Genomic DNA, 25,390 nt, shown 5'->3' on the forward strand with positions numbered 1-25,390 from the left:
TAAGTCAATCAAACAGTAAGATTGATTTGCCATTGACATCAACACGTTCCACTTGAGTATTAAACACCTCACCGATCTGACTTGGGGTCAATACTTGCGATACGTCGCCAAAAGCTTGCATGACACCTTTATCAAGCAAAATTGCTTTCTTGGCATGCTTAAGGGTGCGATTAAGATCATGGTTCGACATCAATACCGTTAGCCCCATCGAAGCGACCTTGTCAATTAATTGATAAAGCAAGGCTTCTTGACCAATATCAAGGGGAGCCGCTGGCTCATCTAATATCAGTAGCTGGGCATAAGGATTTAGCGATGGCCAGATTTGCAAACAAATCGCACATAACCGCACACGCTGCCACTCACCACCTGATAATTGATGAATGCTGCGATGTAACTTGTCATCAATTTGCAAAAGGTCGGCAAGCTCAGAGACAACCTGTTCTATTTTTGAGGTTTCATGCTTGGCGTTGGCTGGAATTGACAGAGCTAAGTAATGCGACACTTCTAGATTAAAAGCAGGACGGTCTGACTGAGATAGAAAAGCACGATAAGCGGCTTGCTGCGCCAGAGGAGCCTCACTAAGTGCGACCTCATCTAGCTGAACTTGCCCTTTGTGCTCAATCAATCCAGATATTGCCGATAATAGAGTGCTTTTTCCACTGCCGTTTGGACCAATCACATGAATGATCTCACCTGGTTCAGCTTGAAAAGAGAGTGGTAACAGTCGTTCGCCGACACTAAGTGCTTTAACGTGCATCATGGTTCTTTACCAACATCCATACAAAGATTGGCGCGCCAATTGTGGTCGTGACCACACCTAGTGGCAATTCGGCTGCATCAAGAGCCGTTCTAGCAACAATATCGGCGAATACGAGTAACGTTGCCCCCGCTAATGCAGAAATAGGAACCAAATAGCGGTTTTCACTGCCTAGCGCTAATCGTAGTAAATGCGGCACGACTAGACCAACAAAGCTAATCACGCCACCCAGTGCAACCGCACCACCGACCAATACCGACACAGCAAGAATAAGTTTCCAGCGAATAGCTTCTACATCCAGCCCCAATTGTTTAGCATGTGTTTCGCCCATCATTAATTTGTCGAGCATAGAGCCTTGGCAGCATAGCCAAATCATCACCGGCAAAGTGACTATTGTTAGTATATGTTGATACCAACTCGCGCCACCAATACTGCCCATCAGCCAGTACATCAAAATGCGCAAACTCATATCATCACTAAAATAGAAGGCCCAAGTCACGACTGAACTGGCGAGAATACCCAACGCAACCCCAACCAATAACAAACGTGTCGTGGTTAAACGCAACGCTCGAGTCATGGTAACAATGAGAAAGGTAAACAACATTGCACCAATCACCGCAGCAACCATAAAACCGATAGGCGTTGCCAGCACAGGAACGAAGAACAGTAAAATAACCATCATTACACTAGCGCCACCAGAAATACCTAGCACGCCTGGTTCTGCTAATACGTTGCCCAGTAAAACCTGTAATACCGCGCCAGACACGGCGAGAGAGGCCCCTATCGCTATTGCCGCTAACAAACGAGGCAAGCGCAATTGAGTAATAAGCTGTTCATGTAGAGACGTAAGTTCGCCAAATGGCGTGATAAATACCTCACCAACCATCAAATAGACCGCGCTAACAATCAGCAGGGCAGCAACCATCCATGTTATCGTACGTCGCCAACGCGAATGTTTGCGGGCGATCAGTTGGGAAAAATCCATAAAGCGTTAACTATGCGTCAGTAGTCCGTCTATACCTAATACTATGTCAGATGTTGAGGTATAGATAAAAATAATGGCCTAACGATACCGTTAAGCCATTTAAATAGAAAGAATTTTTACTGTCATTTACGATCAGTCGTATACGATTTGGTCATCTTCGTAGCGCACTTGCACCGGACAAATCATCAGTGCGGCACGTTGCCCTATCTCAACATTACGATTAGGGAAAACAATCGCTTCACCTTCATTTTTCGCCATTAATGGCTTATCGCCATCATGACCAAATACCTCACCGTGCTTAAACGACGTGAAGTTGGCAATATTATCATCGAACAAGAAATCAAAATCTTCGTGGATACGAACGATGGTCCGGCTTACTCTGTACATCAAAGGCTTTCTTGGTAAATGCTCTGACTCGCTATTGGCAATCAAATCGCGCAGAGCCAAATCAAAAGCGACCAATTTACTATGATCGTTATCACCAAATTTTGCCACCCTACCCAACTCGATAGTCAATGCTTGTGCGCTGAACGTTTCACCGGTGTACCAACTAAAAGTACTTGATGGCGCATTAGAGAACAAGATCGCTTCCATATGAGCATTTTGTACAAAATCCATCAGCGCCTTGCTTCTCACTGGATGTCGCGTTTTTGGACTGACGGCAAAAGTATAAAAACGTGAATCTCGAATGGCACTATGCAAATCAAAATGCCAACGTTGTGACTCCGGTGTGCCAGCAAAAAACTGAGTAACGTGCTCTTTTAGCATCTCAGCAATAGTCAGCTCTTTTGAAGGCTCATGTGCTTTCGCATCAAACAAGCGATTTAAGTTGGATTCAATGAAACGTGTGTGCGCATTGGTCGCTTCAGGATGGGCAACAATCAGTAATAGACGCTCTTTGATTGGCTGGAATCCGGTTTCAATATCGGCAAGTATTTTGTCCATTAACTCCATTGGTGCCGTTTCGTCACCATGGATACCACACGAAATCACAATATGTTTGCTTGCGTCGTTCAACTCAGCAGGAATCACTTCCAACACTCCTCGTTGATGCAATTTCAAGCGGGTACCTGAAGCGATAAACGCCTCCCCCGCAAGCATCTCCTGAGTAAGATCTAAGCTGTCCAAAAGAAAAGATTGGCGAAATAATTTTTTCGTCATGCGCTACTCCTTTATTGCACAGCGGTATGTTAATGAAATGTTCTGACAAATTTTGTTGTGGTGATCGCACTTACAAGCAGAAGTTGCGTGCTTCATCGAAAAGTCAAACCTTGTCACACTACGTAACCTCTTGGTATTCGTAGGAAAGAAAGAGAAAGCTGTACAATTTCTACCGAGATTGCTCGGCGAAGCGATATTAACATAAGATCGAGCGATTGTTTTTTGATCTAACACGAATTGACTAGCTAGTTTGTTCTCTTAGCGCGATTAATGCCTCAAATTGAGAAACTTTATCCTTTACTAAATCAATACTTTGCTGCCAAAACTCTGCTTTCGATAAATCCATACCCAAATGTTTTACGACGACATCTTCAGCATACATTGAGCCCGTATCACGAAGTAGCTCAACATAATCACGGTAAAACCCTTCACCTTTGGCTTCTCGTTGAGCGTAGACACCAATACTAAACAAATAACCGAACAAATAAGGGTAGTTATAAAAACTCACTTCTGAGATTGAGAAATGAAGCTTACTTGCCCAGAAGTATCGATCCGATTCACTCATCGAAGATCCGTACCATTCCTTCCACGTTTCGCTCATCAATTGGCATAGCTGCTCTGCATCAAGCTCGCCTTCTTTGCGACGCTGGTAAAAGGCGTGTTCAAACTCAAAACGCACCGGGATATTGATCATCAACGCATACGCTGAGGATAACTCTTGCCATAACATTTCCAATTTATCTTCATCGGATTCAGCAACAGAGAGTAGATAGTCTCTCACTACGTTCTCGGCAAATATTGATGCCGTCTCCGCTAACGTCATTGGATAACGAGTTTGGCACAATGGCATATCACGCATAACCCAATTGTGGAAAGCATGCCCTAATTCATGGGCAAGCGTCAGCATATCAGAACGACTGCCCCCCCAAGTCATAAACACCAGAGGTGTGCGAGTCGCGGCAAACTTAGTGCAATATGCTCCTAAACGTCGATTCGGGGTGGGTTCGGCATCAATCCAACCATTTTCGACCATCATGTCGACAAAGTCAGCCATCTCCTGATCGACCTGAGCAAACGCAGCTTTAATCACGTCAATCGCTTCTTCAAAACGATATTGTTTAGGTGACTGGTTTTCTTTGAGGCTCGGCATACCAGCCATATGGTTCCATGGTTTCATGGTGTCGAGACCATGAACTTGAGCCATCAAATGGCCCGCTTTTTGCCCCACCGAACGATTGTTCTTTGTCGTCACAAGCATTGCCTCAAGTGTTGCCGATCGAATGCGACTGCCATGCAAACTCTCATCGAGAAAGTGCACAGGCTTCTGATAAGAGCGCTTTTGATATTCAGTGAGACGCCAACCCGCCAACGCGTTAAGAATGGCGGCAAAACTCTCCTTATGTTGTTCCATCGCTTTTTGGATTCCTCGCCAAGCGAGTTCTTGCTGTGCAAACTCTGTCCCGTATAACAAACTCGCCGCATGAGACAATCCCACCGTATTCTCCCCGTCCAATTCAATTTGAATAGAACCGGTAATATTGTCGTACAAACGCCCCCAAGCATCGCGTCCGTCTACTTGCATCGCTGCGAGTAATTGCTCTTCTGTCACGCTCAACTTGGTGTCAGCAACCTTACGATCACAAGCAATCGCGAAAGATTGACCATAAACATCACCACTTTCATGTGCTAACACTTCTTGAATAAATTCAATTGGAGCAGTCGCCAAAGTGTCCTGATATGGCGTATAAGCTTGCGTAAGCTCAGAACTCAATTTTGCCAACTTTCCGATTAACGCTTTCGCTGGCCCACTCATCGCATCTTGAGATGCATGACAGACAGCAAAGGTATTAATGGTGGCGAGTAACTTACCTGCAGCCTCCTTAGTCTGGATAGCGTTTTGCATCACACCTGTAACTTCCCTACGGGTTACATGTTGCTGTAACACCACAATACATTGCTGGATCAAATCAATATCTTGGGTGATTTTTTCATCGCTAAGAGATTGATAAGCAATAGAGAGATCCCAACTTGGTGCCGTCATAGCCGTTCCTTAAGCAAGATTTAACAGGTAGTAATGGGTGTGCCGATAGAGCACACGTGCGGGTACAATTGTTCTGCAACTGTAATGCGGATATGAGTAAGTGATTGATTACCAATCTGCATCACAGAAAACAGTTTAGCGTTTGCCCAATCTAATCCTAGTGTATAAGCCAATATCATACGAATCGTACCACCGTGACATATCAGCAATGTATCATGTTCACTGCTTCTGATGAGTTGTTGCCAACCATTGGTCACTCTGAGATAAAAGTCTTCCAGCGATTCCGCTTCAGGCAGAGGGTTCTGTGCTGGGCATTGCCAAAATTGTTCTAACTGAGGCCAATGCTGGTTGAGACTCTCAAATGGAATGCCATCAAAACGACCAAAATTCATCTCTTTGAACGCGTCATCAATCTCTAACTGCCATTGAGATCGAGATTGATTCAGTAAGCGCGCTAAATCTGAGCAACGCTTGAGTGGAGACGAAACCAGATTCTTTATCGGGAGTTCTAAATCAAGGACTGCCTGACAGATGGCTTGCTGTTTATCGCTATCAACCAATACGTCGGTATGACCATAGAGAGCGGGTTCGCCATTCACTTTACCATGACGAAGTAGATAGAAGTTAATCGTACGCATTCCGTCAACCTTTCATCACAATAGGTAAGCCTGCCGCAACAAACGTCACCTTATCTGCGATTTTTGCAACTGCTTGGTTCATCCATCCAGCATGATCGACAAACAAACGAGAAACCTCTCCCATTGGCACGACACCCAAGCCAACTTCATTGGAAACTAGCAACACATCAGCTGAACAACTCTGTAGAGCTTCAATGAGTTTTGTCACCCTTTGATTGATCTCGGCCTCACTCGCGGTTTCGCCACGTTCAAAAATTACATTGCTCATCCATAAGGTCAGACAATCAACCAAAACCACGTCATTAACGGAAAGAGACCGCAAAAGCGTGGCGATTTCTAACGGTGTTTCATGCAGCGTCCAGTCGTTGTCTCGACGAACTTGGTGGTGATCAATGCGCCGTTGCATCTCATCATCGGTGATGGTTGCAGTAGCTATATAGTGGCGATACTGCTTATCGCTTGCCAGCACTTCGGACTCAGCAAAACTCGATTTTCCTGAGCGAGCCCCGCCCAGAACTAAATGAATCGTCATATAGAATGAACCATCCAAGCTAAGATAATTAAGTAGCTACTTAGTTCAAACAGCTGTTGCGCAGCCCCCAAGCAATCGCCAGTAAACCCACCAATACGCTTGATTAGCCATGCCTTAAATAGCGTTCGAAATAACCACGCGGAACCAAGCAATATCGCAGCCAAACCTGATGGTAAAACCAAGCTAACACATACCGCTGTAGCAATTAGCACTGTAAGGTCGACCTTACTTTGTCTATTCGCCAACGGTTTGCTTTTGCTACTATCAGGATCACTAACATAAGGCATATCATAGATCAGTGATGCCGCAACTACGCGACTTAAACTATAAGCCACCACAATCACAGCTACCATGCTAGTTAATGATGCCAATTCCGTTAACAGCACATACTTGCTCAACAACGCCATTACGAGTGTCGCAGCGCCATAAGTTCCGATGCGACTATCTTTCATAATCGTAAGTCGACGCTCTAGCGTCATGCCGCCACCGATACCATCGGCCATATCTGTTAAACCATCTTCATGGAAAGCGCCTGTCAGCATTAGACTGCACACCATCATGAGGATGACGGCGACAGGGTTCGGAAAAATTGCGCTAAATAAAGAAAACAGCGCGGCACATAAAATGCCCAGTACCACACCAACCAAACCAAAGTATCGCCCGGCTTGATTCATTCGTTCTTCACTGTAAGGAGTGTTAGGTGGAATAGGCAAGCGTGAGAAAAAACCCAACGCTAACCAAAATAGCTCTAGTTGATAGTGCAAAGCTTTACGCATTACACATTTACTCCTGCATCTTCAAAACTGGCCATGTTATTATAAAACTCGACTGCAGCTTGAATTAACGGCACGGCTAATACCGCTCCTGTTCCTTCCCCAAGTCTCAATGAAAGGTCAAACAATGGCGTTGCCGCTAACTCTTGTAACATAAACTTATGACCAGACTCATGCGATTGATGAGCAAAAATCATATACTCTCGGCAGCTAGGATCCATTTTTACCGCTACATATGCCGCAGCAGTGGCAATAAAACCATCGACTATCACTGGCGTATTGTATTTTGCTGCAGCAAGAAAAGCACCAACCATTTGAGCGATTTCAAAGCCGCCGACTTGGCGCAGTATTTCTTTTGCATTCTGACCACGGCAGCGATTAACCCCACGTTGAACCAGTTGGCGCTTTTTAGTGAGTTGTTGAGTATTGATCCCCGTTCCCAATCCGACGCATTTTTCGACGCTACGCAGGGATAATGCAGCCAAAATAGCGGCGGCACTGCTGGTGTTGCCAATTCCCATTTCACCAAACATCAGTAAATTTGAGCCCGAGTCTATGGTTTGCTTAACTATCTTTTCGCCATACTCTAACCCCTTGTCCACTTGCTGCTGAGACATGGCGGCCGTTTGCGCGAAGTTTTCCGTTGATTCACCAAGACGCTGTGTTACCAATAACTTAGACTGCGTATCAATCGATTTTAAGATGCCAGTATCAATCACTTTTATCGCAACGTTATTTGCGCGGCAGAAACAGTTGATAGCGGCACCGCCTGCTAAGAAATTTTGCACCATCTGCTGCGTCACTTCTTGCGGTGCAATACTCACACCTTCCCTCGCGATACCGTGATCACCAGCAAAGACCAATACTGTTGGCTTGCTAATCTCCACCTTAGTGACATGGTCACTTTTTTTCTGGCTATGTATCAACGCAATCTTATGAGCAATCAGTTCTAATTTACCCAAAGACCCCTGTGGTTTCGTTTTTTGATTGATGCGATGCCATATCGCATCTGAATGAGTTTTATCTAACATGAAATAATTGCTTACTTTGGTCGTGCTACTGAAAATGTTTTTTCTAAAACAGCGTATTGGGCACCGCCTAAACGGCACAATGGGTTAACATCCATCGCATCAATTACTAATCGCTCTTCTTGCAATTGAGCCACTTTAGAGTCGATATAAACGTGTTCAATCTCAGCAAATACCAAGTGCTGAGCAGTATCGCCGATCTGTTTAACCTCATATAAACAACAAGCGAATGCGATTGAGCACGTCTGCAAACGAGGCAATTCAAATCCTTCAATCGGAACTAGACTTAATTCAACCGCATCTACTTCTGACATTCCATGAGGTAACGTCGCGGCGGTCTGTGTCACCTGTTCAGCCAGGTCAGCACTGGCTATATGTATTACCATCTTGCCCGTTTCAATGACATTGCGAACCGTATCTTTCGGCTCACCGCCGGGTTTGTTACCGACAGAAAACATCAACAGCGGAGGGGAGCTAGAAACCGCGGTAAAATATGAAAACGGCGCGAGATTATAGTTATTGGTACTTGACTCTGTGAGCACCCAAGCAATCGGTCTGGGCACGACTGTTTGGGTCATTAAATGATACGCCTCTGCTGAGGACAATGTACTCATATCGATATTCATAGACATCCTTGTTCTAACCATTTTGTTCTACATGCAGCAAGCAGCGCCTACTATGTGCATTTGGTTGCTTTAGAATATTTCTTGAAAAGCAATAAGTTATCAAAAGTACCCGCGCAGATATACTGGCTTTTCTCGTTACAGTTCTCACTTCAAAACTTTCATTGGCTGAATAGACGACTGGGCATTTGAAATTTCGACCAATAACAGCAAAATAATTGTGATTGGATAAATAGATCTTAACGACGAAATAGTCGAAGCTTTGATTAGTCGAATACGCAAGGGGTTATCATGAGTAAACAACAAATCGTAATGATTGCCGGAGCAACTGGATTAGTCGGTAATGAGCTAATGAAACTGCTACTGGAAGAACGCGCGATTGATCATATCTATGCTCTAACTCGCTCGCCACTTCCGTTTACTCACAGCAAGCTAGCAACGATTCAAGATCCGCAATTGAGAATTGTAAACTGGGATGACTCACAACTCGCTCCTAACAAAGGCTATATCTGCTTAGGCACTACGCGTAAACAAGCCGGATCAAAACAGGCACTGGAGGACGTCGACTATCATTTGGTGTGTGAAATTGCTAAAACGATGAAGTTACTCGGTGTACAGCACCTATGCGTTGTTTCAAGTATTGGCGCTCACCCGCGTTCTCCTTCCCATTACTTGCGCTGCAAAGGGAAAATGGAGCAAGCGATTGAGAGAATGGGATTTGTCAGCGTAACATTCGTAAGGCCCGGACCATTGGCGGGTTTGCGTGACAAACCGCGTACAGATGAAGCCGTCGTACAATCGTTGTTGAAGTTTATTCGTCCCTTGATGATTGGCTCTTTAGCGCGTTATATTCCGATATCAGCCGAAGCCGTCGCGAAAACAATGCTCTATAGCTCGTTTGAATCAACACCTCGGCCAATAAAAATTCTTGATAGTGTCGACATGCGCTCATTGCTCGAAAAATATCAATAACGACGATAAAAACAACTAACTCTGTCGAGCTTATATACCTTGGCTCTACTTAAGAACTAAATGTAATAATAAATACTGTTTTCTTATTTCAATTCACCGTTACAAATCATTATTTTCGCAAACCCAGCTAGATTGTGAGGTAGATCTAATTTTTCTGCAATCTAGTTCAACCTAGAATTACGAAAGGGTTTCGACTATGTCTATTGCTGTTCTTGCGGCGCTGGTAATCTTTAGCGGCTTACTGTTTTCCTTATATCGTTATCAGAGCAGACAAGGACCACTTTCTCGTCAAGTGTTGCTCGGGTTAGCACTCGGCAGTTTATTTGGTTTAGCATTACAGCTAATTTTTGGTGAAGCGAGCCCAATTACGCAGCAAACTTTGCAATGGACGAATATCGTTGGCCAAGGCTATGTCAACTTACTCAAAATGGTCATTATGCCATTAGTTTTGGTGTCGATGATCGCAGCTGTCGTGAAACTGGAAAATGGTGGCTCCCTAGGAAAAATATCTTCAATAACCATTGCGGTTCTAATGCTTACCACCGCTATCGCAGCATTAGTTGGTATTTTCATCACCTCTGCGTTTGCACTTTCTGCTGAGGGGTTAACAGAAGGTGTTCGCGAATCAGTTCGCATTGCAGAGCTGCAATCTCGAGCGCAAAACGTTGGCGAGCTAAACGTTCCTCAAATGCTGATCAACTTCATTCCGACCAATCCATTTGCTGACCTAACAGGAGTTCGCTCGACCTCTATCATTGCAGTGGTGATTTTTGGTGTATTAGTCGGCATTGCAGCACGTAGAGTAATGGCAGAGAAAAGTGAGTTGGAAACACCAATCCGCACCTTTGTCGAAAGTGCTCAAGCTATTGTGATGCGCCTGGTCAAGATGATCATGTCACTAACACCTTATGGTATTGCCGCACTAATGACCAAAGTTATTGCGACGTCAAATGGCGGTGACATCCTTAAACTATTGGGGTTTATTGTTGCGTCTTACATTGCCATTGCCCTAATGTTCTTGGTCCACGCGCTACTAGTATCGCTGGCAGGCATTAGTCCAAAAGCGTATTTCAGTAAAATTTGGCCCGTATTGACCTTTGCATTTTCATCTCGTAGTTCGGCTGCGACGATTCCACTAAATGTAGAAACTCAAATTTCCAAACTTGGCGTACCACCAGCGATCGCCAACCTATCGGCCTCGTTTGGTGCCACCATCGGACAAAATGGTTGTGCGGGTATTTACCCTGCAATGCTTGCAGTAATGGTCGCGCCGACAGTTGGAATCAATCCGTTGGATGTGCATTTTATTGTTTCGTTAGTCGCTATCATCACGATCAGTTCATTTGGCATCGCTGGCGTGGGTGGTGGCGCAACGTTTGCTGCACTGATTGTTCTGCCTGCCATGGGGCTACCCGTCACCATTGCTGCACTCCTGATTTCGATCGAACCTTTGATTGATATGGCGAGAACTGCGCTCAATGTATCAGGCTCAATGACCGCCGGTACACTGACACACCGTTTACTCAAAGAAAACGACAAAAATGTCGTCATAAAGATAAGTTAAGTAGGCATAACCTTTGAGCCTGTGTTTTATTTACACAAATGCTTAGTAACTAGCACGTTTTTGCTGCGTCACTAAACTTTTCGTTCAATTTAAGAGCGTTAGATGCAGCAACCAGCTTGATGAATACATTCACGGCTAAGCTAATGTTTATGTTCAATATAGTGTTGTGTAACGATAATTTGAAGAAAATACAAAAATAACTTTTGTTATTCGCCCAAGTACGTGTATAGTACTCGCGGCTCTTAAAGATACGAGCTATTAATAAAGATTTAAGTAAAGTGTTCTCTCAGTCATCTTTCGATACCTATCGTTTAGCTCCTGCGATTGCTTCTCTAGAAAATCAATACAATAGCTTTTGTCATCAGCTTTAATACATTACAAATTTAAATATAGGTATCTATCATGTCTAACAAAATGACTGGTTCAGTAAAATGGTTCAACGAAACTAAAGGTTTTGGTTTTATTTCTCAAGACAACGGCGGCGCGGACGTATTCGTACACTTCCGTTCAATCGTTTCTGAAGGCTTCAAAACTCTTACTGAAGGCCAAAAAGTTAGCTTCGAAGTAGAACAAGGTCAAAAAGGCCCTCAAGCTGCTAACGTTGTAGCTCTATAATTTCGATTATTTGTCTATCGACAGATGATTTCAAAAAGCGACCTTAGGGTCGCTTTTTTTATGTTTCAATTTTTCACTTCAACATCCTACCCACCCTGCCTACATCACCTCTCAGAGCTAACGCGCTTAAGAATTAACGTGCATACCTAACAGTTTTGACGGTATCGAATGAAACAACATTGATCATTCAATTTAACAATTCTAAAGTACTAGAATAACCACATAAAAAATAATGGATTAAAACTAAAGGCGTAATTACGTGGCTTCGGATCACTGATGAAGAAGTGTTGCTTCACGCCAAATTCTCATGCTGCGGAGCTATAAATGCTGAACTACCACGAATTAGACATTATTGCTCGAAAGAACAAGCCGTTTACTTCTCTTACCAGAGACATATTTGAGCATGTGAGGATCTCATACCCTTGCTTAGGTCGAGTCTCTATGATTGCCAGAGATGGAGACAAACTCTCCACCTATCATACTGAAGATGTCTCTCAACAAGAGCAACCTATCGAGTTTGAGAAAATTTCGATCCGAAAAGGTTCCAGCATTGAACAAATCATATCGCAATTGAGCTATCGTATTATTGATGACCTTCGAGAGTTACCGCTAACAAGACATATTCAGATGTTGCTCGACTCAGGTTATATCAGCAGCCTTGCATACCCCATCATCCATAACAACAACGTTATTGGCATCATTTTTTTTAATGCTAAAACCCCGCAATTATTCCAAAGCGCGGAAGTGAAGAAAGATTTTTTCTACGTGGCGCAAATCATTGCCACTCTACAGATCTTGGCCTTTGAGCGTCAAACTAACTTCAATAGACTGCTGACCATTGCTTTAAAGATAGGCCATGAGCGAGATCCAGAAACTGCCCAACACCTTGTTCGAATTGGACACTACAGTGAGACGCTCGCAAGGCTGTTAGCCAAACATCTTCCAGAGATCACCACCGAGTTCATTCATCGCATTAAACGCTTTGCGCCATTTCATGACATTGGTAAGTACCGCATACCCGATGAAATATTGTTCAGTACGAAAGTCTTCACAACTAAAGAACGAGCAATAATGAATATGCATACCATCTATGGCGAAGAGATAATCACCAACGTCGTGAGCATGGTCGATTTAAACAGTATCTCAACTAAAGACGTGACGTTTCTCAAAAACATCATTCGTCACCATCACGAAGCTTATGACGGCTCGGGATATCCAGATGGACTATCCGAACTCTCTATCCCGCTTGAGGCCAGAATCGTCACTTTAGTCGATGTGTTTGATGCTCTACTCAGTAAGCGACCATATAAAGAGCCTTGGCCGTTAGAAGATGTCGTGTTATTTCTCAAACAAAAATCAGGTTCTCTATTAGATCCGCTTTGTGTTGACGTTTTTCTCGCTAACCTTGATGAGATAATGATGATTCGCCATAACTTTGCAGACTAACCTTTTGGCTAAACTCAAACCCAAACGTCACTAACATCAAGCTTGTCAAAACAAACGGGGCAAGGCAAAGTGGCTTTCAGCAAATCACTATTTATTAGATTCGACCATCGCCATCACTTTGGTCGCCTTTTCGAAATGATCGAGTTGATGGGTTTGAATCCACCATGTCGCCGCCTCCATTAACAATTCAGGGTCATCGTTTTTGTTGGCAAAAAATGCGTAAAATGACACGCCTACGTTGTCGCCTTTCTGTGCTATTTTCTTTTGGCAAACAGTGATCACTTTCTTTCTTAGTGATTCTCTCATTACTAAACTTCCTTATTTATTTTTAAATAGAATAACTGTTTAAATATACAGTTATTGATTTTAATTTCAACGCATACACTAAAACTCATCCACCTCACCTTCTCTCAACCGGTAGTAAAAGGCTTGAAAAATCAGCGTTTGGCTCATCACTCGATTGCTTACGACGCGCCTCAGTGGTCTAATAGTGAAATAGTTAATATGTGTTTGGAAAATTCAATGCAACAAGAGCACCAGCCTACGTTTTTCTTCTTCGACTACGAAACGTGGGGAACCAGTCCAGCTAAAGACCGACCGAGCCAATTCGCAGGCGTTCGCACGGATATGGATTTTAATATCATCGGTGAGCCTCTTGTTATCTATTGCCAACCACCTTCAGACTATCTACCGTCTCCAGAAGCCGCGCTAATTACCGGCATTACACCTCAATTAGCGGCGAGCAAAGGTCTGCCTGAGCCAGAATTTATTGCGCAAATTCATCAACAATTATCAACGCCGAATACCACAAGTCTTGGCTATAACAGTATTCGTTTTGATGATGAGGTAACTCGTTACACCTGTTATCGTAACTTCTTCGACCCGTATGCATGGAGCTGGCAAAATGGTAACTCTCGCTGGGATCTCCTAGACGTCATGCGTGCTTGCCATGCCCTGCGACCAGAAGGCGTCGAATGGCCGGAAAACGAAGAAGGCTTTATCAGCTTCAAACTCGAACATCTCTCTGTGGCGAATGGAATCGAGCACGAAAATGCCCACGATGCGATGGCGGATGTGATTGCCACCATCGAAATGGCGAAAAAAGTCAAAGCAGCACAACCAAAGCTGTTTGACTACTTTCTTAGCATGCGCCATAAACGTAAGCTCAACGAACTGATCGATATCGTCAACATGACGCCGCTAATGCATGTATCGGGAATGTTAGGTAAGGAATGTCATTACACCAGTTGGATTGTGCCCGTTGCTTGGCATCCAACTAACCAAAATGCAGTTATTACCGTTGACCTTGCGAAAGATCCGCAAGCCATTCTCGATCTAGATGCTGATGCTCTTCGCGAACGTCTTTACACCAAACGCTCTGACTTAGCAGAAGATGAATTGCCCGTGCCCGTGAAATTGGTTCACATTAACAAATGCCCTATTCTTGCACCGGCGAAAACATTAACGGCAGAAAATGCAGAGAAGATCGGCATCAATCGTGAGCAGTGTTTAGAAAATCTGCAACGCCTACGTCAACATCCGGAAATTCGTGAAAAGTTGATTGCGCTATTTGCTGTTGAACGTGAGTTTGAAAATAGCTCTGACGTAGATAGCCAACTTTATGACAATTTCTTCTCGCCATCCGACCGTGCGGCAATGGACATTATTCGTCAAACACCAGCGGAGCAGTTAGCTGATCTCGATATTAGTTTCAGTGACCCTCGTATCGAGCCACTGCTATTTAGATATCGTGCACGCAACTTCCCTTGGACCTTGAGCGAACAAGAACAACAAAAGTGGATGAACCACTCTCGTGACTACTTCCAAAGTCGCATAGACGACTACATGATAAATCTTGAAAACTTAGTTCACGAACATGAGAGTGATACAAAAAAAATCACACTATTAAAATCTGTTTACCAATACGTCGAGAAACTTGTCTCATAATTTCTACTTTTCTCGGTGATTTTTCGCTAACGGCGCACCTAAATGGCTAACAAACTACTTAAATATGCCGTCTCTATGGGGCTGATCTTGATCTGCCTTCTAGCTGGCATGAATATTCAAAATCTACTTGGCACATCAATTCCGGGTAGTATCATTGGCATGTTGATCCTTTTTGGGTTGATGGCAAGCGGCTTAGTGCCAGGCGATTGGGTTCAACCTAGCGCCAATTTATTTATTCGCTACATGATTTTACTCTTTGTACCAATCAGCGTTGGGCTGATGGATCACTTCGATACATTAATCCAAAACGCATTACCGATACTAGCAGCCGCCGTAGGCGGTACCTTTATTGTCCTCGTGCTACTTGGTTTGATGTTGGATCGACTCATGAAGCGAGGTAATAAATAATGTGGATGCTAGCAACAATCATCACCTTTTTTATTGCTCGTTGGATCAGTCGAAAGTGCAATACGCCGATTATGAACCCACTGTTAATCTGCATTGCAATACTGATCCCTATCCTCACGTACTTCAAGGTGCCCTTTGAAACCTATTATGCAGGAAATGAGTGGCTGAGTTTTGCTCTACAACCAGCTGTCGTGGCACTAGCATACCCTCTTTATGAGCAGTTACCGCAAATACGAGCGAACTGGCGAATTGTCATGTTGGCATGTGGTGTGGGAAGTATTATGTCGATGCTGACGAGTACCCTTATCGCTGTGGCGCTGAAAACCGACCTATCACTCATTGCGAGTCTACTAGGTAAGTCCGTCACCACCCCAATTGCAATGGAAGTGTCCCGTAACTTAGGTGGTGAACCGGCAATTGCGGCGATTTTGGTTTTGCTCGTTGGCTTGTTTGGCGCGATTCTCGCCTATCCTATTTACAACATGCTTAACATCACGCATCCAGTGGCAAGAGGCTTGACCATGGGTACCGTATCTCACGCACTGGGTACCGCGACCTGTGCCGAAAAGAATGGTGAAGACGCGGCATTTAGCTCACTTGCCTTAGTTCTTTGTGGTGTTATCACTTCCATTATTGCCCCAAGCTTCTTCGCTTTTGCGCTTTGGCTGAGCGCATAGACTACAATTCAACCAATCAGACACGATAAGGTCACACTACTTGTGTGACCTCACTCTAACTATGTAATAATGTAATCCGTTGCATTTTGTATAATGATCTGTGTCACGGTTTAATCCCAATATCGACATAGAATGTAAATTCAAAGATAACGAAAGTTCACTTTCTAATCGAAATAGAATTACTAAAGGATTTCTTATGAGAAGCCGTATCGAGCAAGCATTGCAAACTCTACCATCCAACGTAGCTGATTACCTTTCTCCTATCGTGATGGCGGAAAGCTTTGATGCGACAATTAGTCCAGAGCAATACCGTGAGCTATTAGCACTCTCCAGCATGGAAGATGCTAAGCTTCGCGTCGCATTGCTCCCTATTGCTGCTGCCTATTCATACGCGCCTATTTCAAACTTCTACGTTGGCGCTATCGTTCGTGGTTTAACAGGTCGTCTATACTTTGGTGCCAACCTTGAGCTTAATGGTGCGCAATTAGGTCAAACCGTTCATGCCGAGCAATCTGCGATTAGCCATGCTTGGATGAAAGGCGAACAAGGCTTGAGTGATATTACAATTAACTTCAGCCCATGTGGTCACTGCCGTCAATTTATGAACGAGTTGACGACCGCTGACAAGCTGATTGTTCAACTGCCTGAACGTGCAGAGATGACGTTGCAGCAATACTTGCCTGAATCATTTGGTCCTGCTGATCTTGGCGTCGAATCAGGTTTGATGTCTGAAGTTGATCACGGTAAGCAAGCCGAAGAGCAAGACAGCCTAGCCAAACTTGCACTGGTAGCACTTAACCGCAGTCACGCGCCATATACCAAAAACTTAAGTGGTGTCGCAATCAAACTGAAAAATGGCGCTGTATATCAAGGTAGTTATGCTGAAAATGCGGCTTTTAACCCTAGCCTACCACCGCTACAAGTCGCGCTATGCCAAATTCTACTCGCAGGGCAAAGCTTTGATGAGATTGAATCCGCAGCACTGGTTGAAATGAGTGATGGCAGCATCAGCCACCTGGCTGACACCCAGTCAACGCTGGAGGTGATCAATCCAGATATTCCACTAGTGTATCTAGCGGTTTAAGACTTAAAAGCGATGCCTAAGTAAACTCAACATGCAATTTTAGTGAGTTTCACTTGAAATTATAAAAGGCGCCTTATGGCGCCTTTTGCATGGCTATAAGTCAAAGAATGGCGTTGGATCGATTTCTAGATTATGTGGAGCCACTGCTTTGTCAATTTTGGCACTGCTGTGCTTCAAATCAACATAACTCACTTCGATATAGCGTTTGAATCGACGTGAATAGAAGCATTTGACCTCTGGCTTAAGCGGCTCATCATGATTCGATGTCCACACAATACCAATTCGGCCATCGTTTAACTCGACGATTGAGCCCACAGGGTAAACACCAATACAGTTAATGAACTTGTAAACCAGATCTTTATCAAGATGGTGACCACTCAAACTCAAAAGAATCTTAAAGGCTTCAGCCGAGCTCATTCCACGCTTATAACAACGGTCTGCGGTAAGTGCATCATAAATATCGACGATACTGCTCATACGCCCATGAATCGGCAACTGATCGCCAGCTAGGCCTGACGGGTAACCTGTTCCGTCTAATTTCTCGTGATGCATTAAACAGACGTCACGCGATACGTCACTTAACCCTTTAACATTAGTAATAATCTGCTTGGCATAAACTTGGTGAAGTTTTATGTGCTCAAATTCTTCTGGTGTAAGTTTCGCGGGCTTATTCAGAACTTTATCATCCACTTTAATTTTACCGACATCGTGAATAATACCGCCAATCGCTAGTTGCTTAAGGGTTTCTTTAGATAGCCCCAAATGCTTACCAAAGCTGACAAGCAAACACGCAACATTGACAGAATGCTCGAGCAAGTATTTGTCTTTATTTCTCAACGCAGATACACAGTGCATTGCATCAGAGTCGATTAATACTGAGTCAATAACATCATCTGCCCACTCTTCAATTGCATCAACATGAATCACCTTACCTTCAAAAGTTTGGCTAATCAGTTTTTGCGCCAGACCTTTAGCCTCGCGAATAATTTTTGATGCTCGTTTTTGCTGAGTGTAACGGCTTTGCTTTTTGGGTTTAGCTTGTGAGGAAACACCGCTTTCTATCGCAGGTGCAGGCTCGACATCGATAATCGGCGAAACAAAATCACAGGCTTTGTCTGACAAGGATTGGTCAACCCACACAAACTTGACGCCACTATTTTTCAATTGAGCGATTGCATTAATGTTTGATACGCGACCTGCATTGGAAAGATTAACACGCTTGCTTTGCTCTATGGCCGTAACAAACATTCCAACGGACAGTGAATCGATAGATATTTTTATAGAATTTTGGGGATCGTACTGCATTTTATTATCAAACTTCGCATCCATTCAAAGGCGTGGGCGCATTATATTATGACAAATAAAATAGATCCTCATATCAAGTATTGTTTGCGTTATTTTTGTTCACTATTAAATATAGAATTCGCTGATAGTTCACAAAAAAAACATTACTTACTCACAAATTTTCCTCATTTCCTACATGTAGTCTATTTTTTGATCGCAAAAAAAGTGCTTCACTATTTTGTAAAGCACACAATAATCCACCGCTATACCCTTAAATTATCTAATACTACTTGTTGATCTAGATAACTATGATAGTCGGTATAATCAAGCCCTGAATCAAAAATATATTCAGTCACTAGTCGAGTAACGGATTCCAATAACTGCTCAACTTGCCAAGGTTTTTCAAAATATTGATTGATACCCGCAGAATTTATGGCTTGAATTGTATCGCCATGGGTTGCTTGACCTGTTAATAGAATTTTTTTTGTATGAGTGAAGCGCCGATCCTGACTCACCTCGGTTAATAGCTCAACACCCGTTTTCCCAGGCATGACATGGTCTGATATTAAAAGCGCAATATACTCGCCTTCCGAGTCGAGCTCATCCATAAGCGCTAACACTTCATCAGCTGATTCACAATCTTCAATATTGAGCCATTCAGCTAATGGCTCAAGGTCTTGCAATACCGCGCTGAGAACCTCTCGTTGGTCGTCGACACAAATTACATTTAGCTTGTCCATGTTAATCCTCGATAGGTAATTTAATTCGAAAAATAGTCTGACTTTGTTCACTTTTAACTGCTACAGACCCGCCGTATCCTGAAACAATTCTTCTTACAATAGATAGTCCTAATCCTAAGCCAAACGATAACCCCCCTTTTTTTGTGGTGAAATTAGGGTCAAATATTCGTCTGCGAGTATTTGAATCTATTTCAGGTCCATTATTCGTAATCGTGACTAATATTCGATTACGATTTAAACGGGTTTTAATTTCAACTTTTGGATCTTCGGTCTGGTTCATCGCATCGCATGCATTCTTGATTATATTGATCCACACTTGTACCAGTTCAGTTTGGGACCCTTTGAATTTTGGCAATTCGCCAGGACTAATCCTCACTGAAACTGGTCTTAAATCACTTTGTAATAAGGCGACAGCACGGTTGATACTTTCGTTAATATCGACCTCTTCAACCGTATCAATATCAGCGCGTCCTAGCTGTTTAACCGAACGCACAATTCCCACTGTATGTTTAGACGCCGAACGTAAATCATGCAGGTCTCTTCCCATTTTCCAGTACTTGACCGCCAACTGGGGGTTACGTAACCAATGAGTAGAAATATTGTCATTTGGTAATGCGCGGGCAAGATCTTTTGCTGTGGCACGATCTAAACCATAACGCCTCTCTATTTCTTTTGCGCGTTGGCGGGCATCACTAGACGTGCTCTTTTGTCCGTACAATAAGCCATGGTCAAAGAACTCGCTCGCTTCTGGATGCAACTCTTCAAGCAGATTAACAATCACGTTCTCCAGACGCTCAGATTTACTACTCACCACGCCGATGGCATTGTTGAGTTCATGAGCAATACCGGCAGCTAGTTGCCCAAGTGTCGTCATCTGCTCGGCAAGATTGAGCTTTTTAAGTGCTTTCTCTTTCGCCAACGCCTCTTGTGTTGCTCGCCACTGCCGGCGAGAAAGCTCGTTAACAATCACTGGAGTAAACTGGGCAGTTAAGGGACCAAACGTCGCTTCCTCGATAGCCGGAATATTACGATCAATCCACGCTAAACGCGCATCGGTTTTGGCAATCACCGTTGATGAAGCTATCCACATACCGGAAAAGAAACTATGTACTCCAATAAACGCCCCTTGGCTTGCCGAAAATACCTTGGTGATATTCTCACCTTTTTCAGAAACAAACCCTTCTAACTCACCATCTAACACATAGTAGAGTCGCTCGTTGCGTCCATTCTGTTCAATTAACGTTGCCCCAGCTTCCACCAGCAGTGTGCGTTCTGGTTGGCTGAAATAACGATTAATTAAGCTCGATACATCTGGTTGATACATTACTTAACCAATATGCCCCACTGAATGAAGAACCCAAACCAAGACAAAACTTAGCCCCACACCCACAATACCTAAAACCACACCCACTTTTGCCATTTGACTACTTTCTACATTACCAGTGGCGTGTGCGAGTGCGTTTGGTGGAGTACTGATAGGTAATGACATGCCCAAAGAGGCAGCAAAAGTCACCACAAGGATCAGTGTCACCTCTCCTCCAAGCGGTGCGAGCGAAGTCATTGATGCGCCTAACGCCGCCATAATTGGCATTAACAAGTTTGCCGTTGCCGTGTGTGACATGAAATTCGCCATCAACAAGCAAAGGAACGCCGCACCAAATAGCACCACATAAGGTGAGTATTCATCAAACGGAATACTGTGCACCACCAAGCTAGCAAGCCCAGTCTTATCTAATGCTAAACCAAGAGCAATACCGCCAGACACAAGCCACAGTACATCCCAAGATATCTTCTTGAGATCTTCTTTGTTAATGATGCCGGTCAATGAGAACACCGCGACAGGAATAAGTGCCACAGTATAAGAGTTCATACCGTGCGTTGACCCCATCAGCCACAATAAAATCGTCAATCCAAAAGTAATGTAAACCACGATCGCTTTTGGCGTTTTAAGAAACTTACCTTTAATGGATAAATCAATGCTCTTTTGCTCAGCGGTAAACAATGCATTGATTAGAAACCAAGCCAGCGCCATCATTACCACAACGAATGGCACACCAAATGCCATCCACTCACCAAATGATATGTAGTTGTCACCGACGAGATATTTAAGTGCGATGGCGTTTGGCGGAGTACCAATTGGCGTGCCAATACCGCCAATATTGGCTGCAACAGGAATACAGAGTGCGAATGCTACTCGGCCTGGGTCTTTGGGCCCAAATACAGCAATAACCGGAGTTAAGATCGACAACATCATTGCTGTGGTCGCTGTGTTTGACATAAACATAGAGAAGATAGCGGTGATGAGCATCAAACCTAGCATGACATACTTCGGATCGCTGCCAAATGGTTTCAATAAAACGCGTGCTAAGTTAACGTCCAAACGGTATTTGGTCGCCGCCATAGCAAGAAAGAAACCACCAAGAAAAAGCATAATGATAGGGCTAGCAAAAGTCGCCATGATTTCATTATATTTAAGCAAATCACCAAAGTGATCTTGCCCCTGATCTAAGCGGAAAAATATCAACCCTTTATCCGAGAGCATCAAAAGCTCAAGGACGATAATTACCACCGATGTGGCGTAAATAGGAATAGGCTCAAATACCCAACACAGAGCCGCTAATAAAAATATTGCGATAACCCTTTGTTGTAAAATCGTTATTCCTTCAAACGGAAACGCACTTAAGGGCATAAAAAGGATCAACAGTGGGATCACCACTGGAATGATGTATTTCAAATAAGAACGCATTACGCTACTACTCTTCCTGAGATTTTAAATTGTCTAAGCTAATCATCCTCCTGTTTTATCGAATAAATTTGGCGTTAGATCAATGAATTTACATTCACAGATCACGCTGTTAAGAAAATGTGCATCATCTCTTACTTTATCGCAGCTGATGACAGTTTAAATCACTCGCGCAAACGTTTGCTTTTTGTCTTTATTCCAGTATGATTCTTCGCAGTTCTCAATGTCTTTAGATAAAAGGGTGTGTATGTTTGGTACTGCTACTAGTGAAAATTCTACTCGTGTTCTGCTATTAGGTTCTGGTGAGCTTGGTAAAGAAGTCGCGATTGAGTGTCAGCGTCTAGGTTTGGAAGTGATCGCCTGCGACCGATATGAAAACGCACCTGCTATGCAAGTGGCGCACCGTAGTTACGTTTTAGATATGCTGGATGGTGACGCGCTAGCAGACATTATTGCTAAAGAGAAACCGGCATACGTAGTTCCTGAGATCGAAGCGATTGCTACTTCAAAACTGGTTGAACTAGAAGCGCAAGGGCTCAATGTCGTGCCAACAGCAAATGCCACCAAACTCACCATGAATCGCGAAGGCATCCGTCGCCTTGCCGCTGAAGAACTAAAACTGACTACCTCCCCTTACCAATTTGCCGATAACTACCAAGACTTCACTGCTGCTGTAGAAGCAGTCGGTATTCCATGTGTGTGTAAGCCAGTGATGAGTTCATCGGGTAAAGGGCAAAGCGTGATAAAAAGTGCGGATGACGTAGAGAAAGCTTGGCAATATGCACAAGAAGGTGGACGCACTGGCGCTGGACGCGTGATCGTTGAAGGCTTTATTGATTTTGACTATGAAATTACTCAGCTGACGGTTCGCGCCGTAGATGGCGTGCACTTTTGTGCACCAATTGGACACCGCCAAGAAGACGGTGACTACCGTGAATCTTGGCAACCACAGGTAATGTCAGACCGAGCACTGAAAGCGGCGCAACATGCGGCAGAAAAAGTCGTCAATGCTCTGGGTGGTTACGGCATTTTTGGTGTCGAGCTGTTTGTAAAAGGTGACACTGTCATTTTTAATGAAGTCTCCCCTCGCCCTCACGATACCGGTCTGGTGACGTTGCTTTCACAAGATATGTCGGAGTTCGCGCTACATGTGCGTGCATTTACTGGCATGCCAATTTCAGCGATTAAGCAATACGGTCCGTGTGCATCCGCGGTTATCTTGGGTCAAGGTACTTCGAGCAACATTCGCTATGAGGGTTTGGCCGATGCGTTAAATGCGCCACAAACGCAAGTGCGCCTATTTGGTAAACCGGATATTGATGGTCGCCGCCGTTTAGGTGTGGCAATCACTCAGCGCCCTACTACAGAACAAGCGATTGAAGATGCGATTACCGCTGCAAATAAAGTGAAAGTGATTTACTAGATTTCGCAAAGCTGTCCATCTCGGGTTGGACAACCTTATTCGATTAAAAAACGCTTGGCGACTTATCATCGCCAAGCGTTTTTTCGTTATCGTATTACCCGAAAGTGGTTAGCAACTAACTCTCAATCAAATACACTTCTTCTGCAAATCGAGTCAGGTTATTGCGCACAATGCGTGGGTGGTTCTCATCACCTTCATCACGATAAAGCTTAGTGATTTTGTAATCGGCAAAATGACGACGTACTTCTAACTCTGGTACTGAAAACGGAGGACCCGCCATCTCCTCTTGAACATAATCTAACGTCACGAGAAGAATACGAGCACCAGGATTCAATAAGCCCTTAAGACGTTCTACATAAGCGTCACGCATCTCTTCCGGTAGCGCGACCAACGCCGCACGATCGTAAACAATATCCACTGGTTTAAGTGGCGCAGTGAAATAGTCGCCGACATAAATCGACAACTCATCAAATTGAAACAGCTCGTGCTGACCATTGATTGGCATCACCATCGGGGTATAAAAGTGCTCAGAAAAAAAAGCACGTACAGCAATATTACTCAGCTCTACGCCCTGTACATCTTCATGTTTCGTTGCTAACCAAACCAAATCTTCTGACTTACCACACAGCGGGACAAACACTTTGTCACTGTAGTTAGGTTTGGTGTGTTGCCAATAGTTAATAAGCAGCGGATTCACGTCTTCAAGGTGGAAACCAATTTGGTTGGCAGCCCATTTGTTGTGCCAAAATTCTGGATCTTTCATTTTATAATTTTCTCAGCTGACTTTTGAGCGCTAAGACTATCGAAAAGCTCATCAAAGTTAAACAGACCATTCAGATTAGGTTCATTTTCACTCGATATACTTAGTTACATCTTGAGGGTGAACTTCTGCAAACAAAGCCACTCAAAATCAGTACCAATAGCGACAACTGAGATCTAGTTAAAACTTTTGAATTAAGATTATTTGGTAGGATTGAGTTTGCTCAGGCTACCCCCATAAATAGGGTAACGAACTGTTTTGTTTAGGCGTAATTACTTTTTAATTCCCTTTTTCTAAGCAACGACAATTCTGAGGAGAGTGAATGAGCTTATTCCTACGCACCACGGCACTAATGCTTTTGATGCTGAGCCGTTCTCCAGCTTTTGCCGCGATGCCGATGCCATCCCCAACCAACGATGGCAGTCGAAGTGCAAACCAAGATCAGGTTTGCTCTAAAGCCTTCAAACACAATCTAAGTGGTTTGTATGGCATTTCTTCAACCGATTCAAAGCCATTACAGCCTTATTCTGATTTCGACGTGCTTTACAGTAAAGCGCACCAAGCTCAATTCGAGCTAGAAACTATCTGTAAAAGTACCGCCCTACTCACTGGCACCGACGCCTACTTTGCTGGCGTAAAATCTTCTCAGCGTGCCCAAGAAAAAATTGCATTAGAACTGGATGGTCAAGTTAACCGTATTACTGACCTTGCCCGTGCAACTATTGTGGCAAACGATGTAGCAAGCTTGATGGAAGCGTTTGAAGTTCTGGATCGTGAAACCACCATCGTTAAAGTGAAAAACCGCTTTAAAAAACCGGCAGAGTCTGGCTACCGTGACTTAAACGTCTTGGTGAAACTGCCAAAAACGAATCTGGTTGCTGAAGTGCAACTGCACCTAAAAGCCATTGCGGATGTTAAATCTGGCCCTGAACATAGCTTCTATGAACAAATTCAGCGCATTGAACGAACCGCAGATATCGAGCAGCGCGCCATGACTGAATTTGAATTGGCGCAAATTAATAACATGCGTAGCCAATCGCGTCAGCTGTATCAGGACGCATGGCAACCCTACATTACCACTCATTTGAGTGCGGCATAATCAATCAACAGGCTGAACTCTCAGCCTGTTGTTTTATCTACCCCGTTTTTCTCTGCGCCAATTCCTAATCTATATTCATATCAAGAACTG

Annotated in this window: 25 protein-coding genes; 10 read left to right on the forward strand and 15 right to left on the reverse strand. The window is 43.8% G+C overall.

The annotated features are described in order from the left end of the window. Positions 1-4 precede the first annotated feature (4 nt). From btuD to IRQ95_RS00605, 9 genes are all read right to left on the reverse strand, one after another. On the reverse strand, positions 5-760 hold the full coding sequence (gene btuD / locus IRQ95_RS00565; protein ID WP_194435077.1) for a vitamin B12 ABC transporter ATP-binding protein BtuD: 756 nt from the start codon (positions 758-760) through the stop codon (positions 5-7). Further along, entirely contained in the window at positions 747-1,742 is a 996-nt protein-coding gene (gene btuC / locus IRQ95_RS00570) for a vitamin B12 ABC transporter permease BtuC (RefSeq protein ID WP_194435078.1), read from the reverse strand. The genes btuD and btuC overlap by 14 nt, the downstream gene beginning before the upstream one ends. Before the next feature lie 132 nt (positions 1,743-1,874). Then, positions 1,875-2,903, reverse strand: a complete 1,029-nt coding sequence (locus IRQ95_RS00575; protein ID WP_194435079.1) for a succinylglutamate desuccinylase — start codon at positions 2,901-2,903, stop codon at positions 1,875-1,877. Positions 2,904-3,144: 241 nt separating this feature from the next. Then, positions 3,145-4,944, reverse strand: coding sequence for a M3 family oligoendopeptidase (locus IRQ95_RS00580; RefSeq protein WP_194435080.1), 1,800 nt, complete (start codon positions 4,942-4,944; stop codon positions 3,145-3,147). A gap of 20 nt (positions 4,945-4,964) precedes the next feature. After that, entirely contained in the window at positions 4,965-5,582 is a 618-nt protein-coding gene (locus IRQ95_RS00585; RefSeq protein ID WP_194435081.1) for a histidine phosphatase family protein, read from the reverse strand. A gap of 4 nt (positions 5,583-5,586) precedes the next feature. Next, positions 5,587-6,114 (reverse strand): bifunctional adenosylcobinamide kinase/adenosylcobinamide-phosphate guanylyltransferase, encoded by a 528-nt coding sequence (gene cobU / locus IRQ95_RS00590; protein WP_194435082.1) that lies wholly within the window; start codon positions 6,112-6,114, stop codon positions 5,587-5,589. Further along, positions 6,111-6,890, reverse strand: coding sequence for an adenosylcobinamide-GDP ribazoletransferase (locus IRQ95_RS00595; protein WP_194435083.1), 780 nt, complete (start codon positions 6,888-6,890; stop codon positions 6,111-6,113). The genes cobU and IRQ95_RS00595 overlap by 4 nt, the downstream gene beginning before the upstream one ends. After that, a complete protein-coding gene (cobT, locus tag IRQ95_RS00600; protein ID WP_194435084.1) occupies positions 6,890-7,918 on the reverse strand; it encodes a nicotinate-nucleotide--dimethylbenzimidazole phosphoribosyltransferase in 1,029 nt (342 codons plus the stop codon). Before cobT ends, IRQ95_RS00595 begins: the two co-directional genes overlap by 1 nt. A gap of 11 nt (positions 7,919-7,929) precedes the next feature. After that, entirely contained in the window at positions 7,930-8,541 is a 612-nt protein-coding gene (locus IRQ95_RS00605) for a flavin reductase family protein (protein ID WP_194435085.1), read from the reverse strand. A gap of 288 nt (positions 8,542-8,829) precedes the next feature. Here IRQ95_RS00605 and IRQ95_RS00610 point away from each other — a divergent pair, with 288 nt between their 5' ends. The 4 genes from IRQ95_RS00610 to IRQ95_RS00625 all read left to right on the forward strand — a co-directional run bounded on the left by IRQ95_RS00610 (position 8,830) and on the right by IRQ95_RS00625 (position 13,135). After that, on the forward strand, positions 8,830-9,510 hold the full coding sequence (locus IRQ95_RS00610) for an NAD(P)H-binding protein (RefSeq protein WP_194435086.1): 681 nt from the start codon (positions 8,830-8,832) through the stop codon (positions 9,508-9,510). A gap of 196 nt (positions 9,511-9,706) precedes the next feature. Further along, positions 9,707-11,074, forward strand: coding sequence for an L-cystine transporter (locus tag IRQ95_RS00615; protein ID WP_194435087.1), 1,368 nt, complete (start codon positions 9,707-9,709; stop codon positions 11,072-11,074). A 402-nt stretch (positions 11,075-11,476) separates the two neighbouring features. Further along, positions 11,477-11,689: a transcription antiterminator/RNA stability regulator CspE gene (cspE, locus tag IRQ95_RS00620; protein ID WP_075650139.1), complete on the forward strand. Its 213-nt coding sequence runs from the start codon at positions 11,477-11,479 to the stop codon at positions 11,687-11,689. A 324-nt stretch (positions 11,690-12,013) separates the two neighbouring features. Continuing rightward, positions 12,014-13,135: an HD domain-containing phosphohydrolase gene (locus tag IRQ95_RS00625; protein WP_194435088.1), complete on the forward strand. Its 1,122-nt coding sequence runs from the start codon at positions 12,014-12,016 to the stop codon at positions 13,133-13,135. Between the two features lie 87 nt (positions 13,136-13,222). Here the strand turns inward: IRQ95_RS00625 and IRQ95_RS00630 are convergent, their stop codons facing one another. Then, positions 13,223-13,441, reverse strand: coding sequence for a DUF6500 family protein (locus IRQ95_RS00630; protein ID WP_194435089.1), 219 nt, complete (start codon positions 13,439-13,441; stop codon positions 13,223-13,225). A gap of 216 nt (positions 13,442-13,657) precedes the next feature. Between IRQ95_RS00630 and sbcB the strand changes: the two genes are divergently transcribed. From sbcB to cdd, 4 genes are all read left to right on the forward strand, one after another. Then, on the forward strand, positions 13,658-15,082 hold the full coding sequence (gene sbcB, locus IRQ95_RS00635; RefSeq protein ID WP_194435090.1) for an exodeoxyribonuclease I: 1,425 nt from the start codon (positions 13,658-13,660) through the stop codon (positions 15,080-15,082). Positions 15,083-15,124: 42 nt separating this feature from the next. After that, a complete protein-coding gene (locus IRQ95_RS00640) occupies positions 15,125-15,490 on the forward strand; it encodes a CidA/LrgA family protein (protein ID WP_194435091.1) in 366 nt (121 codons plus the stop codon). Continuing rightward, the gene (locus tag IRQ95_RS00645) at positions 15,490-16,167 is read left to right on the forward strand and encodes an LrgB family protein (RefSeq protein WP_075650151.1); all 678 of its coding nucleotides are present in this window, start codon (positions 15,490-15,492) and stop codon (positions 16,165-16,167) included. Before IRQ95_RS00640 ends, IRQ95_RS00645 begins: the two co-directional genes overlap by 1 nt. 196 nt (positions 16,168-16,363) lie before the next feature. Next, entirely contained in the window at positions 16,364-17,251 is an 888-nt protein-coding gene (cdd, locus tag IRQ95_RS00650) for a cytidine deaminase (protein ID WP_194435092.1), read from the forward strand. Between the two features lie 93 nt (positions 17,252-17,344). Here the strand turns inward: cdd and IRQ95_RS00655 are convergent, their stop codons facing one another. From IRQ95_RS00655 to IRQ95_RS00670, 4 genes are all read right to left on the reverse strand, one after another. Further along, positions 17,345-18,556 carry a cyclic di-GMP phosphodiesterase gene (locus tag IRQ95_RS00655; protein ID WP_194435093.1) on the reverse strand — a complete coding sequence of 404 codons (1,212 nt, stop codon included), beginning with the start codon at positions 18,554-18,556 and terminating at the stop codon, positions 17,345-17,347. Positions 18,557-18,798: 242 nt separating this feature from the next. Beyond that, complete coding sequence (locus IRQ95_RS00660; RefSeq protein ID WP_194435094.1) at positions 18,799-19,275, reverse strand: response regulator; 477 nt, start codon at positions 19,273-19,275, stop codon at positions 18,799-18,801. Between the two features lies 1 nt (position 19,276). Next, positions 19,277-20,599: a sensor histidine kinase gene (locus IRQ95_RS00665; RefSeq protein ID WP_194435095.1), complete on the reverse strand. Its 1,323-nt coding sequence runs from the start codon at positions 20,597-20,599 to the stop codon at positions 19,277-19,279. Positions 20,600-20,602: 3 nt separating this feature from the next. Then, positions 20,603-22,021: an SLC13 family permease gene (locus tag IRQ95_RS00670; RefSeq protein WP_194435096.1), complete on the reverse strand. Its 1,419-nt coding sequence runs from the start codon at positions 22,019-22,021 to the stop codon at positions 20,603-20,605. 244 nt (positions 22,022-22,265) lie between these two features. On the opposite strand from IRQ95_RS00670, the gene purT reads away from it, so the two are divergent. Continuing rightward, positions 22,266-23,441: a formate-dependent phosphoribosylglycinamide formyltransferase gene (purT, locus tag IRQ95_RS00675; protein WP_194435097.1), complete on the forward strand. Its 1,176-nt coding sequence runs from the start codon at positions 22,266-22,268 to the stop codon at positions 23,439-23,441. A gap of 115 nt (positions 23,442-23,556) precedes the next feature. On the opposite strand, the gene IRQ95_RS00680 is transcribed toward purT, so the two are convergent. Then, positions 23,557-24,204: a thiopurine S-methyltransferase gene (locus IRQ95_RS00680; RefSeq protein ID WP_194435098.1), complete on the reverse strand. Its 648-nt coding sequence runs from the start codon at positions 24,202-24,204 to the stop codon at positions 23,557-23,559. Positions 24,205-24,523: 319 nt separating this feature from the next. Between IRQ95_RS00680 and IRQ95_RS00685 the strand changes: the two genes are divergently transcribed. Then, positions 24,524-25,300: a RelA/SpoT domain-containing protein gene (locus IRQ95_RS00685; protein ID WP_194435099.1), complete on the forward strand. Its 777-nt coding sequence runs from the start codon at positions 24,524-24,526 to the stop codon at positions 25,298-25,300. Positions 25,301-25,390: the final 90 nt, after the last annotated feature.

It is taken from the genome of Vibrio fluminensis (assembly GCF_015278125.1).
GTDB lineage: Bacteria > Pseudomonadota > Gammaproteobacteria > Enterobacterales > Vibrionaceae > Vibrio > Vibrio fluminensis.

Excerpts from the sequence above, each read along its gene's own strand:
- btuD (WP_194435077.1), bottom strand. The coding sequence starts at position 760 with ATGATGCACGTTAAAGCACTTAGTGTCGGCGAACGACTGTTACCACTC.
- btuC (WP_194435078.1), bottom strand. The coding sequence starts at position 1,742 with ATGGATTTTTCCCAACTGATCGCCCGCAAACATTCGCGTTGGCGACGT.
- IRQ95_RS00575 (WP_194435079.1), bottom strand. The coding sequence starts at position 2,903 with ATGACGAAAAAATTATTTCGCCAATCTTTTCTTTTGGACAGCTTAGAT.
- IRQ95_RS00580 (WP_194435080.1), bottom strand. The coding sequence starts at position 4,944 with ATGACGGCACCAAGTTGGGATCTCTCTATTGCTTATCAATCTCTTAGC.
- IRQ95_RS00585 (WP_194435081.1), bottom strand. The coding sequence starts at position 5,582 with ATGCGTACGATTAACTTCTATCTACTTCGTCATGGTAAAGTGAATGGC.
- cobU (WP_194435082.1), bottom strand. The coding sequence starts at position 6,114 with ATGACGATTCATTTAGTTCTGGGCGGGGCTCGCTCAGGAAAATCGAGT.
- IRQ95_RS00595 (WP_194435083.1), bottom strand. The coding sequence starts at position 6,890 with ATGCGTAAAGCTTTGCACTATCAACTAGAGCTATTTTGGTTAGCGTTG.
- cobT (WP_194435084.1), bottom strand. The coding sequence starts at position 7,918 with ATGTTAGATAAAACTCATTCAGATGCGATATGGCATCGCATCAATCAA.
- IRQ95_RS00605 (WP_194435085.1), bottom strand. The coding sequence starts at position 8,541 with ATGAATATCGATATGAGTACATTGTCCTCAGCAGAGGCGTATCATTTA.
- IRQ95_RS00610 (WP_194435086.1), top strand. The coding sequence starts at position 8,830 with ATGAGTAAACAACAAATCGTAATGATTGCCGGAGCAACTGGATTAGTC.
- IRQ95_RS00615 (WP_194435087.1), top strand. The coding sequence starts at position 9,707 with ATGTCTATTGCTGTTCTTGCGGCGCTGGTAATCTTTAGCGGCTTACTG.
- cspE (WP_075650139.1), top strand. The coding sequence starts at position 11,477 with ATGTCTAACAAAATGACTGGTTCAGTAAAATGGTTCAACGAAACTAAA.
- IRQ95_RS00625 (WP_194435088.1), top strand. The coding sequence starts at position 12,014 with ATGCTGAACTACCACGAATTAGACATTATTGCTCGAAAGAACAAGCCG.
- IRQ95_RS00630 (WP_194435089.1), bottom strand. The coding sequence starts at position 13,441 with ATGAGAGAATCACTAAGAAAGAAAGTGATCACTGTTTGCCAAAAGAAA.
- sbcB (WP_194435090.1), top strand. The coding sequence starts at position 13,658 with ATGCAACAAGAGCACCAGCCTACGTTTTTCTTCTTCGACTACGAAACG.
- IRQ95_RS00640 (WP_194435091.1), top strand. The coding sequence starts at position 15,125 with ATGGCTAACAAACTACTTAAATATGCCGTCTCTATGGGGCTGATCTTG.
- IRQ95_RS00645 (WP_075650151.1), top strand. The coding sequence starts at position 15,490 with ATGTGGATGCTAGCAACAATCATCACCTTTTTTATTGCTCGTTGGATC.
- cdd (WP_194435092.1), top strand. The coding sequence starts at position 16,364 with ATGAGAAGCCGTATCGAGCAAGCATTGCAAACTCTACCATCCAACGTA.
- IRQ95_RS00655 (WP_194435093.1), bottom strand. The coding sequence starts at position 18,556 with ATGCAGTACGATCCCCAAAATTCTATAAAAATATCTATCGATTCACTG.
- IRQ95_RS00660 (WP_194435094.1), bottom strand. The coding sequence starts at position 19,275 with ATGGACAAGCTAAATGTAATTTGTGTCGACGACCAACGAGAGGTTCTC.
- IRQ95_RS00665 (WP_194435095.1), bottom strand. The coding sequence starts at position 20,599 with ATGTATCAACCAGATGTATCGAGCTTAATTAATCGTTATTTCAGCCAA.
- IRQ95_RS00670 (WP_194435096.1), bottom strand. The coding sequence starts at position 22,021 with ATGCGTTCTTATTTGAAATACATCATTCCAGTGGTGATCCCACTGTTG.
- purT (WP_194435097.1), top strand. The coding sequence starts at position 22,266 with ATGTTTGGTACTGCTACTAGTGAAAATTCTACTCGTGTTCTGCTATTA.
- IRQ95_RS00680 (WP_194435098.1), bottom strand. The coding sequence starts at position 24,204 with ATGAAAGATCCAGAATTTTGGCACAACAAATGGGCTGCCAACCAAATT.
- IRQ95_RS00685 (WP_194435099.1), top strand. The coding sequence starts at position 24,524 with ATGAGCTTATTCCTACGCACCACGGCACTAATGCTTTTGATGCTGAGC.